The following is a 17120-nucleotide window of genomic DNA, read 5'->3' on the forward strand; positions in this document are numbered from 1 at the left end:
GACAAAGACTCTCATAAAAGGCGGATGTTCAAGGAATGATGTCACCTGCTCAAAGTCAGAAAAAAGTGTTAGTTATTTATGCTCACCCAGAGTCTCAAACCTCGGTGGCTAATCAAGTGATGATCAAAAAGATCGAATCACTTGAGCATGTGACTGTGCACGATCTTTACGCCCACTATCCCGACTTCTTTATTGATGTAAATGCTGAGCATGAACGTTTACTCGCCCATGATGTGATCGTTTTTCAGCATCCAATGTACCTTTACTCTTGTCCCGCATTGCTTAAAGAATGGCTTGATCGCGTATTGGGCAAAGGCTTTGCCTATGGTGATGGCAGTGCACTGGCGGGTAAATGCTGGCGCAGTGTGATTACTACCGGCGGTAACCAAGAAGCGTTTGGCGAACATGGTTACAACAAATATCCACTGGAACAAATTTTACAGCCCTTCGAGCTCACCGCGGCATTATGCCGTATGACATGGATTGAGCCATTGGTGCTTTACTGGGCACGCAATATTTCTGATGTCGAGCGTTATCAGCACGCGGAAGTCTATCGTCAATGGTTGAATAATCCATTACCAATGCAAGGAGGGCTAGATGGCACTTGAAAGTGATTTCCTCCAAAGCAGCGCAATATTCCTGACCGCAGCTGTGGTTGCCGTTCCTTTAGCTCAGCGTTTGGGCTTAGGCTCAGTACTTGGTTACCTACTTGCCGGTGTGGCGATTGGCCCATGGGGGTTAGGGCTTATCCGCGATGTGGATGCGATTCTCCACTTTGCTGAATTTGGTGTGGTACTGCTGCTGTTTTTGATTGGCCTTGAACTGAATCCGAAAAAGCTGTGGCAAATGCGAGGGCCCATTCTTGGTTTAGGCGGTGCACAAGTGGTGATCACCACTGCGCTATTATCTGCTGTGGTTAGTTTATTTGGGTTGAGCTGGCAGGTGAGCTTGGTCATCGGTATGGGCTTAGCGCTATCCTCAACCGCCATTGCATTAAAAGTGATAGAAGAGCAGGGGCTTGCGGGCAGTGAAACCGGACAATCTGGCTTTGCGGTATTGCTGTTCCAAGATATTGCAGTGATCCCGATGCTGGCACTACTGCCATTGTTAGCTGGCAACACTTCTGGTAACTGGAATGATGCGCTATGGATGCTTGGCGGCGTGATTGGTTTGTTGGTCGGTGGTCATTTCCTACTCAGGCCATTGTTCCGCTATGTGGTGATGAGCGGGGTACGAGAGCTTTTTACTGTTGCAGCGCTGCTGTTAGTGATTGGCATCGCCTTAGTGATGAAGCAGCTTGGCCTTTCTATGGCACTAGGCGCTTTCCTTGCGGGTGTGCTGCTAGCTGAAAGTGAATATCGCCATGAACTAGAAATTGCCATCGAGCCATTTAAAGGCTTGTTACTTGGCCTATTCTTTATCGCTGTTGGTATGGCTGTGAATTTAGGGCTCTTAGCTCATCATCCGTTTACCATTTTAGTCTGCGTCTTTGCGCTGGTGGCAGCGAAGGGAATGGTTTTGTATTTGCTGGCGCGCTTGTCAGGTAGCAGACCAAAATCTCGCAGCCGAATGGCGGCAATATTAAGCCAAGGCGGTGAGTTTGCCTTCGTTATTTTTACCGCGGCATTAAGCCAAGGCATTTTATCTTCAGAGCAAACCGCCTTTCTTTTGGTCGTGGTCAGTTTATCTATGGTGACGACTCCACTGTTATTGATGGGGCAGAGAAAGTGGTATGCACGTTGGTTGAATGTGCCTGATGAAAGTTCGTTGGATAGCGATGTAATCAATAAGCAGCCACGAGTCATCATTGCTGGCTTTGGACGCTTTGGTCAGATTGTTGGTCGTTTAATGTATGCCAATAAGATAAAGCTAACCGTATTAGAGAGTGATGCGAGCCAAATTCATTTGTTACGTAAGTATGGCTATAAGGTGTTTTATGGTGATGCAACTCAACTCGATTTATTGAGAGCTGCAGGTGCTGATAAGGCCGAAGCCATGGTGCTGTGTACCGATTCCCCCGATGAAATCATGCAGATTGTTGATATCTGTAAGCAGCATTTCCCCAACTTGAAATTGATGGCGCGCGCTCGTAGTCGGGTAGAGGCTTATCAGCTACTAAATCATGGGGTAGATAAGTATTCGCGAGAGACCTTCCTCGGGGCTCTCGACTTAGGTAAGCAAGTGCTCGTTGAGTTGGGTATGCACCCGTATCAAGCTCATCGAGCTGAAGCACACTTTAGAAAGCTAGATAACGCTATGCTTAAAGAGTTATTGCCACAACATAATGAAGACAAACAATTGGCCTTAAGAGCCAAAGAAGCCCGTAAAGAACTGGAAGAGATTTTTGGCCGAGAAATGGAAAACGACCAACAGGCCAAAAACTTCTGGGACTAGGTGAACAACCCAATTGAATCAGCCCAATAACAAAGTGAAGTAAATGAAAAAGAGATTTATCGCAGGCGCCAGCTGTCCAAAGTGCAATCAACAAGACACTTTACGCTGGTGGATAGAGAACAACATTGAGCTTGTCGAGTGCGTAGACTGTCGCTATCAAGAACAACGCAAACCGCAATCTGTAGAGAAAACTGAACGGGGTGGTGAGGAAATGATCGGGATTTTTAAACCCGATTGATTGAGTTTCAATATTTAATCCCCATAATACCAAGGTCATTGATTTATTCCGGATGTGTTATTCGGGACTTAAAGCGCCTTGGAGCAATTATGAAAATTGAAAAGAACGTAGTCGTAAGTCTAGCGTACCAAGTGAAACTAGAAGACGGCGTTGTTGTTGACCAATCAACAGCTGAAGCACCTCTAGATTACCTTCACGGTAACAACAACCTAATCACTGGCCTTGAAAAAGAGCTAGAAGGTAAAGTAGCTGGCGACAAATTCTCTGCAACAGTTTCTCCAGAAGAAGCTTACGGCGAGCACAACGACGCACTTGTTCAACGTGTGCCTGCGAACGTATTCCAAGGTGTTGAAGAAATCGAAGTTGGTATGCGTTTCCTAGCGGATACTGACCAAGGTCCAATCCCTGTAGAAGTAACAGAAGTAGACGGCGACGAAGTTGTTGTTGATGGCAACCACATGCTTGCTGGTCAAACACTAACGTTTGACGTTGAAGTTGTTGCAGTACGTGAAGCGACTGAAGAAGAAATTCAACATGGTCACGTTCACCAAGCTGGCGGTTGTGGTCATGACCACGATCACGAAGGTGGTTGCTGTGGTGGCGAAGGCCACGGTCACGACCATGAAGAGAAAGAAGGCGGCTGCTGCGGTGGCGGCGGTTGTGGCTCTCACTAATATTGAGATTGCCTGAGTTATCAGGTAATTCATGCTAAATTAAAGGCGTTACTTAGTGCTAAGTGACGCCTTTTTTGTATTCTTTGTTTGAGGTTTCTATGAGTCATCCTTTTGCGATTGCCATTCATGGTGGAGCGGGCACTATTCTGCGTGAAAACATGAGTGAAGCGCTGCAAGTTGCAATTTGCCAAGATCTGCAAGCCGCAGTGAATGCAGGCCATCAGCTATTGCAACAAGGTAAAGATGCCTTAGAGGCGGCGATCGCCGCGGTGAAAGTGCTAGAAGATTCGCCTCACTTTAATGCGGGTAAAGGTTCAGTCTTAACTCATAAAGAAATGGTTGAGATGGATGCATCTGTTATGCATGGTGATTGCTGCCAAGCGGGTGCGATTGCTGGGGTAAAACACATCAAAAACCCCGTTCAGCTGGCTTTTGATGTAATGCAGCAATCTCAGCATGTCTTTTTAGTTGGAGAAGGGGCGGAAGAGTTTGCCTTTAAACATGGCCATGAGTTTGTTGAGCAAGATTACTTCTTTACTGACCGCCGTTATGACCAGCTTCAATTGATGAAAGAGCGCGGCCAATTTGCGCTATCAGAAGCGAAATACAGTGAGTTTCCTGATGACGAAAAGCACGGCACAGTCGGGGCAGTAGCATTGGATAAAAATGGCAACTTAGCGGCTGCCACAAGTACTGGCGGTATTACCAATAAACAATATGGTCGAGTCGGTGACTCGGCGATAATTGGCGCGGGTACATTTGCAGAAAATGGCAATGTCGCTATATCCGCAACAGGGGTGGGTGAGCTGTTTATTCGTAAGCAAGTGGCAGGCGATATTGCAGCGCGAATGCGTTACCTCAAAGAAGATGTCGCAACGGCAAGTGAAACAGTGGTGCAAGGTGAGCTCAAACAGCTAGGTGGTGAAGGGGGCGTGATTGCGCTAGATGCTCAAGGAAATATTCATTTTGCTCTGAATTGTTCGGGAATGTATCGCGCATCTATCGATATTGATGGTAAGGCTAGCGTAAAAATCTATGCGGACGACTAAGTGTCTAAAATCCCATCGGCTTTACCAAATTACTCAAAGGCTTATAGGCTTGTGATACTTGTATGATTAAAAAATGACTGCAAGTCGCGTCATTCAGTGCTAGAATCCATTTTTAATCAGCAATCAGACTTGGAAAGATGGGAAATAACGTAGTCGTTCTAGGCACCCAATGGGGTGACGAAGGTAAAGGTAAAATCGTAGACCTTTTAACTGAAGATGCAAAATATGTGGTTCGCTACCAAGGCGGTCACAACGCAGGCCACACTTTAGTCATTGACGGTGAGAAAACCGTTCTTCACTTAATTCCATCAGGTATCCTTCGCGATAACGTAAAATGCGTTATCGGTAACGGTGTAGTTCTATCACCTGAAGCTCTACTTAAAGAAATGAAGCCTCTTGAAGAGCGCGGTATCCCAGTACGCGAGCGTCTTTTCATTTCTGAAGCATGTCCGCTAATTCTTCCTTACCACGTTGCTATGGACCAAGCGCGCGAAATCGCACGCGGTAAAAAAGCAATTGGTACAACTGGTCGTGGTATCGGTCCAGCTTACGAAGATAAAGTTGCTCGTCGCGGTCTACGCGTTGGCGACCTATTCGACAAAGAAGCTTTCGCAGAGAAACTAAAAGAAGTAATGGAATACCATAACTTCCAACTAGTTCATTTCTACAAAGCTGAGCCAGTAAGCTACGAAGAAGTACTTGAGCAAGCAATGGGTTACGCAGACCTACTAACTTCAATGGTTATCGACGTAACTGACGAACTAGACGCAGCACGTAAGCGCGGCGACAAGATTATGTTCGAAGGCGCTCAAGGTACTCTACTAGATATCGACCACGGTACTTACCCGTATGTAACTTCTTCTAACACGACTGCTGGTGGTGTTGCTGCAGGTTCTGGTTTCGGTCCTCGTCACATCGGTTACATCCTTGGTATCGCGAAAGCATACTGTACTCGTGTTGGTGCTGGTCCATTCCCGACAGAACTATACGACGGTCTAGACAAGCAAGACCCAGTAGGTAAACACCTAGGTGAAGTTGGTCACGAGTTCGGCGCGACAACGGGTCGTCTACGTCGTACTGGTTGGTTCGATGCTGTTGCTATGCGTCGTGCAATCCAAATCAACTCTGTTACTGGTTTCTGTCTAACTAAGCTAGATGTACTAGATGGCCTAGAAGAACTAAAAATCTGTACTGGTTACAAGATGGAAGATGGTTCTATCCTAGAAGTTTCGCCAATGGCTGCTGAAGCATTTGAAAAAGCAACGCCAATCTACGAAACAATGCCAGGTTGGTCTGAGAACACATTTGGTGCGAAATCAATTGATGACCTACCAAAAGCAGCTCTTGACTACATCAAGCGTATTGAAGAACTGACTGGCGTACCAGTAGACATCATCTCTACAGGCCCAGACCGTAACGAAACAATCATCAAGGTTCACCCATTTAACGCTTAATGATTGATTTCTAAAAATTCTAAAAACCGGCTCAATGAGTCGGTTTTTTTATGCCTGTTTGATGGTGGATTTTTCATCACACTATGGCAAACTGTTGCCAACACGCGGCAAATTTTGTCTAAAGAGTTTGCGTTTATTGCCGATAAAGTTATCAAACCTGCCTAAGTTCCCGTGGCTCATTGCGTCTAACTGGGAAGGGTAGGCCGTCGGAATCAATAAAGAGTGCAGGTATGAAGCTACGAACAGTAGCAGTTTCGTTGATGCTGACATTGAGCTCATCACTGGCCCATGCAAGTGTGGCCGATATTGGTGAGCCGGTGCCCATATACTCCGAAGCTGAACTGATAAAACTGATTGAACAGAATAAACATTTAGAACGAGTAAAGGCAGATAACTGCCAGTTAGTAGAAGATATCGTGGCGCGCGCTACGCGTATTAGCCTACCTGCGTATGAGTTCCTCTACGGAGATATGTTGGCTTGGGGCGTATGTGTTGACCAAGATGTCGAACTCGGTCTTTATTATATGGAAAACGCTGCCCATCAAGGTTTGCCTACGGCACTTGAGCAATTGGGTCGTTATTATTCGCGCGGCACTTTAGTGCAGCAAGATAAAGAACGAGCGATTCCATACCTTCGCGAGGCGGCGGCAATGGGGAACCTCAATGCTCGTATCCACCTTGCAGAACTGCTGCTGCGTGATTACGGCAGCCCATTAGATTATGAAGATGCTTATCGCTGGTTGTACAACACAGTCACTGCCGATCAGCGTCAACACAAACGAATTTCTCGTTTAAGGCATGGCTTAGAACAGCGTATGCCAGACAACATCATCGCCAGAGCAAAACGCCGCGATACTTTCTGGTAGACACGCCAGATCACACTTAACCTGCACACATTAAAATGCCCAGCACTTGCTGGGCATTTTAGTTTATTGGTTTGATTCTATATCAGTGATTATTGAACCACTTCTCCAGATTCAATCACGGTTTTACGCACGACTTCAGTAAACTCAAGCGCTTCTTTGCGAATCGCTTCTTCATCTACTGTCAGCATTTCGCGGTCTTGCATTAGGATTTTACCGTCGACAATCGAGTGACGAACGTTGCCAGAGTTTGCTGAGTAAACTAAGGCTGAGTATGGGTTGTAAACCGGTACCATATTTGGCGCTTTAGTATCGATAACGATGATATCGGCCAGTTTACCGACTTCCAGTGAGCCGACTTTATCTTCCATGCGCAGTGCTTTTGCCGCGCCCATGGTGGCCATATCAATCACTTTGATTGGTGGCATGGCTGCACGATCTTTGTTAACCAGTTTATGCACTTTCGCTACTTGGTTGAACTCATCAATAGTGCTGAGTGTGTTGCCCGACATTGGACCATCTGTACCTAGACCGATACGCACGTCTTGGTCATACATCTTAAGTGCAGGTGATACCCCTTTGGCTGATTTGATGTTTGCACTCATGTTGTGCGCCACACCCATTCCAGACTCTTTTACCAATTCAATGTCTTTGTCATCAACAAGAATCATGTGCGCGCCAACCAGGTTCTCGTTCAGTGCGCCAATGCTGTTCATGTATTCGACTGGCGACATACCATCAGCACGTTTTGCAATCTTTTCTTCTTCACGGTGAGATTCTGCTAGGTGAATTAACACTGGCACATCTTTCTCTAACGAAAGCTTAGCGATTTTCTGCAACGTTTCAGTAGTGTTGGTATAAGGCGCGTGCGGTGCAAACGCTGGTGTAATACGCGGATGGTCTTTGTATTTTTCAATAAAGTTAAGCGCGTATTGGATGCCTTCATCAGCATTTGCGGCATCAGCAACCGGGAACTTAATCACTGTTTCACCTAGGATGGCACGCATACCAATCTTATCGACCGTCTTCGCAACTTCATCTTCAAAGTAATACATGTCAGCGTATGTGGTGACACCACCTTTGATCATCTCTACGTTACCTAAGTTGGCACCGATACGAACCATATCGCGAGAAACTAACTTAGCTTCCAGTGGGAATATGTAGCGATGTAAGCGGTCAGGCACATCATCAGCTAATGAGCGGAACACGGTCATTGAGACGTGAGTATGAGTATTAATGAGTCCTGGCATTACAATATCGCCATCAACATCCAAAGTCTTGTTAGCTTTGTATTGCTTCGCTAATGATTCATCACCAACGGCTAGAATCTTGTTGTCCTTGATTACTACAGTACCACTCTCATAAACCGTTTTATCTTGGTTCATGGTCAGTACCATTGCGTCGGTAATCATCAAATCGACATTTTCAGCAGCGAAAGATTGAGCAGAGAAAAGGCCAAGGCTAGCAATCGCAGAGGCGATAAGAGAGCGCTTAATACTCATAGGAAACCTTATTGTTTGAATGGAATAGGAAAACGCCCTGAATATGGCAATTTGCGTATTACATTGCAAACGTTTGCTTGGGTGTTTACAAGGAACTGTGATCTAAGTCTTTGGCTGTGAAGCTTTGTATAAAGAGGTGCTAAGTTATGAAAATTACAGCCTTATTTTGGGTTTTTGTAGCGGGTTAACTGTAGCTTAGTTAATGACTCGGATATAATAGCTTTATACCTTCCTTAATTGGGCTTGCTTATGTCAGACCAAATCCAAAACGATCCATTTGCTGATCGTGAATCTAAAAATTATGAGAATCCGATTCCTAGCCGAGAGTTCATTTTAGAATTTCTTGAAAAGGCAGGAGTACCTCTCAATCGCAACGATCTATTTGATGCGCTTCAACTTGATGGCGAGGATCAATATGAAGGATTGCGTCGTCGACTAAGAGCAATGGAGCGAGATGGCCAGTTAGTGTTCACTCGTCGCCAATGTTATGCCTTACCTGCAAAACTAGAAATGGTGAAAGGCTATGTGATTGGTCATAAAGACGGTCATGGTTGGGTAAGACCAGAAGGAAGTGTCGGTAAAGATAACGACATCGTGCTACCGCACCACCAAATGAAGAATATCATTCATGGTGATTTTGTATTGGTGCAGCCAACGGATAACTCGAAACGAGGTCGTAAGGAAGGCCGTTTAGTTCGTGTGCTAGAAGAGCGTAAGAGCCAGATTGTTGGCCGTTTCTTCCTTGAATATGGCTATTCGTATGTTGTGCCAGATGATTCGCGCATCAGCCAAGATATCCTTATCCCAAATGAGCACAAAGGCAGTGCTCGCATGGGTAATGTGGTTGTGATTGAAATTACCGATCGTGGTTCACGTTCTCGTGGCATGATGGGTAAAGTCGTGGAAGTACTTGGTGAAAACATGGCGCCGGGTATGGAAACGCAAATTGCGATTCGTACTCACCAAATTCCTCACGAATGGCCAGAAGCGGTCGATAAACAGATCGCTAATTTAGGTGAAGAAGTCCCTGAAGAAGCGAAAGCAGGTCGTGTTGATTTACGTGACTTACCATTAGTCACCATTGATGGTGAAGATGCGCGTGACTTTGATGATGCAGTTTACTGTCAGGCGAAGAAGAGCGGTGGCTGGCGCTTATGGGTAGCGATTGCTGATGTAAGCTACTATGTTCGCCCTGATACAGCACTAGACAAAGAAGCCATCAACCGTGGTAACTCAGTTTACTTCCCATCACAAGTTGTGCCGATGTTGCCAGAAGTGCTTTCTAATGGCTTATGTTCACTCAACCCGCAAGTGGATCGCTTGTGTATGGTGTGTGAGATGACCATTTCTGAAAGCGGTAAGCTATCAGGTTATAAACACTATGAAGCGGTAATGAACTCTCACGCTCGTCTCACCTACAACAAAGTAGGCGCGATTTTGGATGGTGATGAAGAGTTACGTCAGCGCTACGAGCCGCTTGTACCGGATCTTGAAGAGCTGCATAAGATGTACAAAGTGCTTAAACACGCTCGTGATAATCGTGGTGCCATCGAGTTTGAAACGATAGAAACCAAGTTTATCTTTAACGCAGAACGCAAAATTGACCGTATTGAACCGGTTATCCGTAATGATGCACACAAGATTATCGAAGAGTGTATGATTCTGGCTAACATCGCTTCTGCCTCTTTAGTTGAAAAAGCCAAAGAGCCTGCCTTGTTCCGTATTCACGAATCGCCGGGTGAACTTCGCCTGCAAGGTTTCCGCGATTTCTTGGGTGAGTTAGGTCTACACCTAAACGGTGGTCTAGAACCATCGCCAACTGACTATGCGGATTTGGTAAAACAAATCGCAGAGCGTCAGGACAAAGAACTGATTCAAACCATGCTGCTACGTTCAATGAAACAGGCCGTGTATAACGCAGACAACTGCGGGCACTTTGGTTTGGCGCTAAAACGTTATGCGCACTTTACTTCACCAATTCGTCGTTACCCTGATTTATTGCTTCACCGTGCAATCAAATACTTAATTGCCAAAGAAGAAGGGCGTAACCAAGATCGTTGGACTCCGACAGGTGGTTTCCATTACTCATTCGATGATATGGATGTGTACGGCGAGCAATGTTCGATGACCGAACGTCGTGCAGATGATGCAACCCGTGAAGTTTCTGACTGGCTCAAGTGTGAATACATGCAAGACCATGTTGGCGAAGAACTTGATGGCGTAATTGCTAACGTTACTAGTTTTGGCTTCTTTGTTCGCCTAACCGAGTTGCACATTGATGGCTTAGTGCATATTTCATCACTAGCGAATGATTACTATCAATTTGACCCGATTGGTCAAAGACTTATCGGTGAAAGTTTCGGTGCGATTTATCGTTTAGGCGACGCGGTGAAAGTGAAAGTCCTTTCGGTCAATCTCGACGATCGTCAAATTGACTTTGAATTAGTCGAAACAAGTCGTAAGCTACGCGGCAAAGGCAAGACCGCGAAGAAGCGAGCAGCGGAAGCACAGAAAAAAGCGAAAGAGAAAAAACGCGGTATTAAAGCCAATAAACCGGGTCGCAAAGCTTCACCTAACGTTGAGCCGACTAAACGACCAGATGGCACTCCTGTTGAAAGTAACAATGACGGGAAAGGTAAGAAACCTAAAGTTCGCAAGGCAACCAAGAAGAAGCCAAACAGTCGTCCAAGAAAGACGAAACGAACTAAAAAGCCATCAGCTGAATAAAGAAACAGGTTAACTAATGAGTAACGAATTTATTTACGGCATTCACGCAGTTAAAGCAGTGCTTGCTCGTGAGCCAGAGCGTTTCATCGAAGCGTTTGTATTGAAAGGCCGTCAAGATGATCGCCTAATGCCAATTCTAAATGAATTGCAGATGGTTGGTGTATCAATCCAGCAAATGGGTCGTAAACCACTTGATGACAAAGCCCGTGGTGCAAACCACCAAGGTATCATCGCACGAGTTAAGCCAGCGAAGCAGCTTAATGAGAATGATTTAGATGACATTATCGCTAAGCATGAGTCGCCACTGCTGCTGGTACTCGATGGCGTGACAGATCCGCATAACTTAGGTGCTTGCCTACGTAACGCAGATGCTGCAGGTGTTGCTGCGGTTATCGTACCAAAAGATAAATCAGCACCTATGACAGCTACGGTAAGCAAAGTGGCGTGTGGCGCAGCTGAAACCGTGCCACTGGTTCGTGTAACCAACTTGGCGCGTACAATGCGTGCATTGCAAGAGCAGGGTATCTGGTTTGTTGGTACTGCTGGTGAAGCAACACATGATATCTATCAAGCAAAACTGACTGGTCCACTAGCCATTGTGATGGGTGCAGAAGGTGACGGTATGCGCCGTTTAACTCGTGAAACCTGTGATGACCTGATTAAGATCCCAATGGCGGGTAGTGTGTCGAGCTTAAATGTATCGGTAGCATCGGGTGTTTGCCTATTTGAAGCGGTTCGCCAACGCCTAGCGAAATAATCAGCGATTCCCCTCTATTTATATACATCAGTTTATACAACTGAAACGCAGGCTGAATGTTCAGCCTGCGTTTTGTTTTTATATCACTGCGTATATGAGTGTCGGGACTAATACTCAGATTAATGCATGAGAGTGGAAAATCCTTCGTTTATTTTCTGCTCAGACCTTGCAGATAAAACTGTGATCTGTATAATGCAGCGCACTGGTTAAGCCAGTTGTGAACCAATGAGCGGCGAGGAGCCGATTTATCTTATTGATATATCGGGTAATGTAGACTCAGCTTATGTTCGCGGTTAATACAATTAGCTATCTTTTCTTCGGAAAAACTATCCCCAAAGGTGACTTTGGTATGTAGGGATAGTTAATCGAAAATTAACTGACAATGCGTCCTAATCTTGGATGCTACGGTTTCACATAAATCAATCGGCATTCTCTCGTTTTGTACGGGTTTGAGTGGCGATATTGTTTGTGTAATTTTTAATTATTGGAGCTCTGTCTCATGCAGAACCAACGTATCCGTATCCGCCTAAAAGCATTCGATTACAAACTAATCGACGCTTCTACAGCGGAAATCGTTGAAACAGCTAAGCGCACAGGCGCACAGGTTCGTGGTCCAATCCCACTACCTACTCGTAAAGAGCGTTTCACAGTTCTTATCTCTCCACACGTTAACAAAGATGCACGTGACCAGTACGAAATCCGTACTCACAAGCGTTTAATCGACATCGTTGAGCCAACAGACAAAACTGTTGATGCACTGATGCGTCTAGACCTTGCTGCGGGCGTTGACGTTCAAATTAGCCTAGGTTAAGGGAGATTAGAATAATGATTGGTCTAATCGGTCGTAAAGTGGGCATGACCCGCGTATTTACTGAAGAAGGCGTTTCTATCCCAGTAACTGTTGTTGAAGTAGAAGCTAACCGTGTATCTCAAGTTAAAACTCTTGAGACTGATGGTTACGCAGCTATCCAGGTTACTGCTGGTTCAAAGAAAGCTAGCCGTGTAAACAAAGCTGAAGCAGGTCACTTTGCTAAAGCTGGTGTTGAAGCTGGTCGCGGTCTTTGGGAATTCCGTCTAGAAAACGGCGAAGAGTTCGCAGTTGGCGCTGAGCTAACAGTTGAACTATTCAACGAAACTAAGAAAGTAGACGTTACTGGTACATCTAAGGGTAAAGGTTTCCAAGGCGCTGTTAAGCGTTGGAACTTCCGTACTCAAGATATGACTCACGGTAACTCATTGTCTCACCGTGCTCCTGGTTCTATTGGCCAATGTCAAACTCCAGGTCGCGTATTTAAAGGCAAGAAAATGGCAGGTCACATGGGTGCTGAGCGTGTAACGACTCAAAACCTAGAGATCGTACGTGTTGACGCTGAGCGCAATCTGCTTCTTATTAAAGGTGCAGTACCAGGCTCAACAGGCGGCAACGTGATCGTTAAACCAGCTGTTAAAGCATAACGTCTCAGGAGTAAGTAATGGAACTAATGGTTAAAGGTGCTGATGCACTAACTGTTTCCGAAACTACTTTCGGACGTGAGTTTAACGAAGCTCTTGTACACCAAGTAGTTGTTGCGTTTGCAGCAGGTGCTCGTCAAGGTACACGCGCTCAAAAAACACGTTCAGAAGTTTCTGGCGGTGGCGCTAAGCCATGGCGTCAAAAAGGTACTGGCCGTGCACGTGCTGGTACAATTCGTAGCCCAATCTGGCGTACAGGTGGTGTTACTTTTGCTGCGAAACCACAAGATCACAGCCAAAAAGTAAACAAAAAAATGTACCGCGGTGCTATGAAGAGCATTCTTTCTGAGCTAGTTCGTCAAGAGCGTCTAATCGTTGTTGATAACTTCTCTGTAGAAGCACCAAAGACTAAAGAGCTTGTAGCTAAGCTTAAAGAGCTTGAGCTAACTGACGCGCTAATCGTGACTAGCGAAGTAGATGAGAATCTATTCCTAGCAGCTCGTAACCTATACAAAGTTGACGCACGTGACGTTGCTGGTATCGACCCAGTTTCACTAATCGCGTTCGACAAAGTTGTAATTACTGCTGAAGCAGTTAAGCAAGTTGAGGAGATGCTAGCATGATCACTGAAGAGCGTATCCTAAAAGTTCTACGTGCTCCGCACATCTCTGAAAAAGCAACTATGGCAGCTGAGAAAGCGAACACTATCGTTTTCAAAGTAGCTAAAGATGCAACTAAAAAAGAGATCAAAGCAGCTGTAGAAAAGCTTTTTGAAGTTGAAGTTAAGTCTGTAAATACTCTTATCACTAAGGGTAAGACCAAACGTCAAGGTCTACGCCAGGGTCGCCGCAGCGACGTTAAGAAAGCGTACGTTACTTTGGCTGAAGGTCAAGATCTTGACTTTGTTGGCGGCGCGGAATAACAGGAGTAGTTGAGAAATGGCTATTGTTAAATGTAAGCCGACTTCGGCTGGTCGTCGTCACGTTGTTAAAGTTGTAAACGCTGACCTACACAAAGGTAAGCCTTACGCACCACTTCTAGAGAAAAACTCTAAGAACGGTGGTCGTAACAACAACGGTCGCATCACAGTACGTCACATCGGCGGTGGTCACAAGCACCACTACCGTGTAATTGACTTCAAACGTACTAAAGACGGTATCCCAGCGAAAGTTGAGCGTCTAGAATACGATCCAAACCGTAGCGCGAACATTGCACTTGTGCTGTACGCAGACGGTGAGCGTCGTTACATCCTTGCACCTAAAGGTGTTGTAGCTGGTGATGCTATCCAGTCTGGTGCAGACGCACCGATCAAAGCTGGTAACGCACTTCCAATGCGTAACATCCCAGTAGGTTCAACTGTACACAACGTTGAACTTAAGCCTGGTAAAGGTGGTCAGCTAGCTCGTTCGGCTGGTGCATATGCTCAAATCGTTGCTCGCGACGGTTCATATGTAACTATCCGTCTACGTTCTGGCGAAATGCGCAAAGTTCTTTCTGAAGGTCGTGCAACGATCGGTGAAGTTGGTAACTCTGAGCACATGCTACGTGAACTTGGTAAAGCTGGTGCTAACCGCTGGCGCGGTGTTCGTCCAACCGTTCGCGGTGTGGTAATGAACCCAGTTGATCACCCACACGGTGGTGGTGAAGGTCGTACATCAGGCGGTCGTCACCCAGTATCACCTTGGGGTATGCCTACTAAAGGCTTCAAGACTCGTAAGAACAAACGCACTGACAAGTACATCGTACGTCGTCGTAACAAGTAATCTATATAAAGAGGAATCGCCATGCCACGTTCTCTCAAGAAAGGTCCATTTATTGACCTACACTTGCTGAAGAAGGTAGAGAAAGCGGTGGAAAGCGGAGACAAAAAGCCTATTAAGACTTGGTCCCGTCGCTCAATGATCATCCCTACGATGATCGGTTTGACCATCGCTGTCCATAATGGTCGTCAGCACGTACCAGTTTTCGTAACCGAAGAAATGATCGGTCACAAACTGGGTGAATTCGCACCAACTCGTACTTACCGCGGTCACGCTGCGGATAAGAAAGCTAAGAAGCGTTAAGGAGTAGATGATGGAAGCATTAGCTAAACATAACTTTGCTCGCATTTCGCCTCAGAAAGCTCGCTTAGTTGCAGATCAAATTCGTGGTAAATCAGTTGACCAAGCTCTAGAAATCTTGACTTTCAGCAACAAAAAAGCTGCTGAGCTAATCAAGAAAGTTCTTGAGTCAGCTATCGCGAACGCGGAGCACAACGAAGGTGCAGATATCGACGATCTTAATGTCGCTAAAATCTTCGTAGATGAAGGCCCTATCATGAAGCGTATTATGCCTCGTGCTAAAGGCCGTGCGGACCGTATCTTGAAGCGTTCAAGCCACATCACTGTTGTTGTAGCAGACGCTTAAGACTAGGAGAGTAAGCAATGGGTCAGAAAGTACATCCAAATGGTATTCGTCTTGGCATCGTTAAGCCTTGGAATGCTACATGGTTTGCTAACACCAAAGATTTCGCTGACAACCTAGACGGCGACTTCAAGGTACGTCAGTTCCTTACAAGCGAACTGAAAAAAGCGTCACTATCACGCATCGTTATCGAACGTCCTGCTAAGAGCATCCGTGTGACTATTCACACTGCTCGTCCAGGCGTTGTAATCGGTAAGAAAGGTGAAGACGTTGAGAAGCTACGCACAGCTGTAGCTAAAATTGCAGGTGTACCAGCGCAAATTAACATCGCTGAAGTACGTAAGCCTGAACTAGATGCGCAACTTGTTGGTGACAGCATCGCGTCTCAGCTAGAGCGTCGTGTGATGTTCCGTCGTGCTATGAAGCGCGCGGTACAAAACGCAATGCGTCTAGGTGCTAAAGGTATCAAAGTGGAAGTAAGCGGCCGTCTAGGCGGCGCTGAAATCGCACGTTCAGAGTGGTACCGTGAAGGCCGTGTGCCTCTACACACTCTACGTGCTGACATTGATTACGCAACTTCTTCGGCTCACACTCAATACGGTGTGATCGGCATCAAGACTTGGATCTTCAAAGGTGAGATCCTAGGCGGCATGCCAGCAGCTAACGCTGTAGAGCCTAAAGGCGATAAGCCTAAGAAGCAGCGCAAAGGCCGTAAGTAAGGAGTCGACAGATGCTACAACCTAAACGTACTAAGTTCCGTAAGGTTCAGACTGGTCGTAACCGTGGTCTAGCTAAAGGTACTGATGTAAGCTTCGGCGAATTCGGTCTTAAAGCTGTTGGCCGTGGTCGTCTAACTGCTCGTCAAATTGAAGCGGCACGTCGTGCAATGACACGTCACGTTAAGCGTCAAGGTAAAATCTGGATCCGTGTGTTCCCAGACAAACCAATCACAGAAAAACCACTTGAAGTTCGTCAAGGTAAGGGTAAAGGTAACGTTGAGTACTGGGTAGCCCAAATCCAACCTGGTAAGGTTATGTACGAAATGGGTGGTGTACCTGAAGAATTGGCACGTGAAGCGTTCCGCCTAGCGGCTCGTAAACTGCCATTCAAGACTACATTTGTAACTAAGCAGGTGATGTGATGAAAGCACAAGATCTACGCGAAAAAAGCGTTGAAGAGCTTAATGCAGAGCTTTTGAATTTGCTACGTGAACAGTTCAACTTGCGCATGCAAGCTGCAACTGGTCAACTACAGCAAACTCACACTCTGAAAGCTGTACGCCGTGATATCGCACGTGTGAAAACTGTTTTGACTGAGAAGGCAGGCGCATAATGAGCGAACAAAAACGTACTCAACAAGGTCGTGTTGTTAGCGACAAGATGGACAAGTCTATCGTTGTTGCTATCGAGCGCATGGTTAAACACCCAATTTACGGTAAATACGTAAAGCGCACGACAAAAGTACACGCACATGACGAAAACAACGAATGTGGCCTAGGCGACAAAGTTGAAATCGCAGAGTGTCGTCCACTGTCTAAGACTAAGTCTTGGACTTTGGTAAAAGTTGTAGAAAAGGCGAAGATTTAATCTTCACTCTTCTATAATAAA

General features: G+C 45.9%; 21 protein-coding genes. 20 read left to right on the forward strand and 1 reads right to left on the reverse strand.

Annotation, left to right across the window (positions count from 1 at the left end; translation table 11 throughout):
• The first annotated feature begins 35 nt into the window (after positions 1-35).
• From kefG to motX, 7 genes are all read left to right on the forward strand, one after another.
• Complete coding sequence (kefG, locus tag OH461_RS13835; protein WP_270021187.1) at positions 36-608, forward strand: glutathione-regulated potassium-efflux system ancillary protein KefG; 573 nt, start codon at positions 36-38, stop codon at positions 606-608.
• Complete coding sequence (gene kefB, locus OH461_RS13840; RefSeq protein ID WP_270021188.1) at positions 598-2394, forward strand: glutathione-regulated potassium-efflux system protein KefB; 1797 nt, start codon at positions 598-600, stop codon at positions 2392-2394. The genes kefG and kefB overlap by 11 nt, the downstream gene beginning before the upstream one ends.
• Before the next feature lie 43 nt (positions 2395-2437).
• The gene (locus tag OH461_RS13845; protein WP_270021189.1) at positions 2438-2632 is read left to right on the forward strand and encodes a YheV family putative zinc ribbon protein; all 195 of its coding nucleotides are present in this window, start codon (positions 2438-2440) and stop codon (positions 2630-2632) included.
• Positions 2633-2721: 89 nt separating this feature from the next.
• A complete protein-coding gene (gene slyD / locus OH461_RS13850; RefSeq protein ID WP_270021190.1) occupies positions 2722-3306 on the forward strand; it encodes a peptidylprolyl isomerase in 585 nt (194 codons plus the stop codon).
• A 98-nt stretch (positions 3307-3404) separates the two neighbouring features.
• Complete coding sequence (locus tag OH461_RS13855; RefSeq protein ID WP_270021191.1) at positions 3405-4355, forward strand: isoaspartyl peptidase/L-asparaginase family protein; 951 nt, start codon at positions 3405-3407, stop codon at positions 4353-4355.
• A gap of 137 nt (positions 4356-4492) precedes the next feature.
• On the forward strand, positions 4493-5809 hold the full coding sequence (locus OH461_RS13860; protein WP_270021192.1) for an adenylosuccinate synthase: 1317 nt from the start codon (positions 4493-4495) through the stop codon (positions 5807-5809).
• 230 nt (positions 5810-6039) lie between these two features.
• A complete protein-coding gene (motX, locus tag OH461_RS13865; protein WP_260259978.1) occupies positions 6040-6675 on the forward strand; it encodes a flagellar protein MotX in 636 nt (211 codons plus the stop codon).
• An 89-nt stretch (positions 6676-6764) separates the two neighbouring features.
• Here the strand turns inward: motX and OH461_RS13870 are convergent, their stop codons facing one another.
• Positions 6765-8174, reverse strand: a complete 1410-nt coding sequence (locus tag OH461_RS13870) for an amidohydrolase (protein ID WP_270021193.1) — start codon at positions 8172-8174, stop codon at positions 6765-6767.
• A gap of 249 nt (positions 8175-8423) precedes the next feature.
• Between OH461_RS13870 and rnr the strand changes: the two genes are divergently transcribed.
• From rnr to rpsQ, 13 genes are all read left to right on the forward strand, one after another.
• Positions 8424-10901: a ribonuclease R gene (rnr, locus tag OH461_RS13875; RefSeq protein ID WP_270021194.1), complete on the forward strand. Its 2478-nt coding sequence runs from the start codon at positions 8424-8426 to the stop codon at positions 10899-10901.
• A gap of 16 nt (positions 10902-10917) precedes the next feature.
• Complete coding sequence (rlmB, locus tag OH461_RS13880; RefSeq protein WP_270021195.1) at positions 10918-11658, forward strand: 23S rRNA (guanosine(2251)-2'-O)-methyltransferase RlmB; 741 nt, start codon at positions 10918-10920, stop codon at positions 11656-11658.
• 499 nt (positions 11659-12157) lie between these two features.
• Entirely contained in the window at positions 12158-12469 is a 312-nt protein-coding gene (rpsJ, locus tag OH461_RS13885) for a 30S ribosomal protein S10 (RefSeq protein ID WP_001181007.1), read from the forward strand.
• A gap of 14 nt (positions 12470-12483) precedes the next feature.
• Positions 12484-13113 (forward strand): 50S ribosomal protein L3, encoded by a 630-nt coding sequence (gene rplC, locus OH461_RS13890; RefSeq protein ID WP_260259974.1) that lies wholly within the window; start codon positions 12484-12486, stop codon positions 13111-13113.
• Between the two features lie 17 nt (positions 13114-13130).
• On the forward strand, positions 13131-13733 hold the full coding sequence (gene rplD / locus OH461_RS13895; protein WP_260259973.1) for a 50S ribosomal protein L4: 603 nt from the start codon (positions 13131-13133) through the stop codon (positions 13731-13733).
• Positions 13730-14032, forward strand: coding sequence for a 50S ribosomal protein L23 (gene rplW / locus OH461_RS13900; RefSeq protein ID WP_164647215.1), 303 nt, complete (start codon positions 13730-13732; stop codon positions 14030-14032). The genes rplD and rplW overlap by 4 nt, the downstream gene beginning before the upstream one ends.
• A gap of 16 nt (positions 14033-14048) precedes the next feature.
• Positions 14049-14873 (forward strand): 50S ribosomal protein L2, encoded by an 825-nt coding sequence (rplB, locus tag OH461_RS13905; RefSeq protein ID WP_260259972.1) that lies wholly within the window; start codon positions 14049-14051, stop codon positions 14871-14873.
• Between the two features lie 21 nt (positions 14874-14894).
• On the forward strand, positions 14895-15173 hold the full coding sequence (gene rpsS, locus OH461_RS13910; protein WP_005435078.1) for a 30S ribosomal protein S19: 279 nt from the start codon (positions 14895-14897) through the stop codon (positions 15171-15173).
• A gap of 10 nt (positions 15174-15183) precedes the next feature.
• Positions 15184-15516, forward strand: a complete 333-nt coding sequence (gene rplV, locus OH461_RS13915) for a 50S ribosomal protein L22 (RefSeq protein ID WP_260259971.1) — start codon at positions 15184-15186, stop codon at positions 15514-15516.
• A gap of 17 nt (positions 15517-15533) precedes the next feature.
• Positions 15534-16232 carry a 30S ribosomal protein S3 gene (gene rpsC / locus OH461_RS13920; RefSeq protein ID WP_004410461.1) on the forward strand — a complete coding sequence of 233 codons (699 nt, stop codon included), beginning with the start codon at positions 15534-15536 and terminating at the stop codon, positions 16230-16232.
• Positions 16233-16243: 11 nt separating this feature from the next.
• Positions 16244-16654: a 50S ribosomal protein L16 gene (gene rplP, locus OH461_RS13925; RefSeq protein ID WP_005379577.1), complete on the forward strand. Its 411-nt coding sequence runs from the start codon at positions 16244-16246 to the stop codon at positions 16652-16654.
• Positions 16654-16845 carry a 50S ribosomal protein L29 gene (rpmC, locus tag OH461_RS13930; protein ID WP_004410456.1) on the forward strand — a complete coding sequence of 64 codons (192 nt, stop codon included), beginning with the start codon at positions 16654-16656 and terminating at the stop codon, positions 16843-16845. The genes rplP and rpmC overlap by 1 nt, the downstream gene beginning before the upstream one ends.
• On the forward strand, positions 16845-17099 hold the full coding sequence (gene rpsQ / locus OH461_RS13935) for a 30S ribosomal protein S17 (RefSeq protein ID WP_260259970.1): 255 nt from the start codon (positions 16845-16847) through the stop codon (positions 17097-17099). The genes rpmC and rpsQ overlap by 1 nt, the downstream gene beginning before the upstream one ends.
• The last annotated feature ends 21 nt before the right edge of the window (positions 17100-17120 follow it).

This window comes from Vibrio sp. LaRot3, assembly GCF_027587025.1.
Lineage (GTDB): Bacteria > Pseudomonadota > Gammaproteobacteria > Enterobacterales > Vibrionaceae > Vibrio.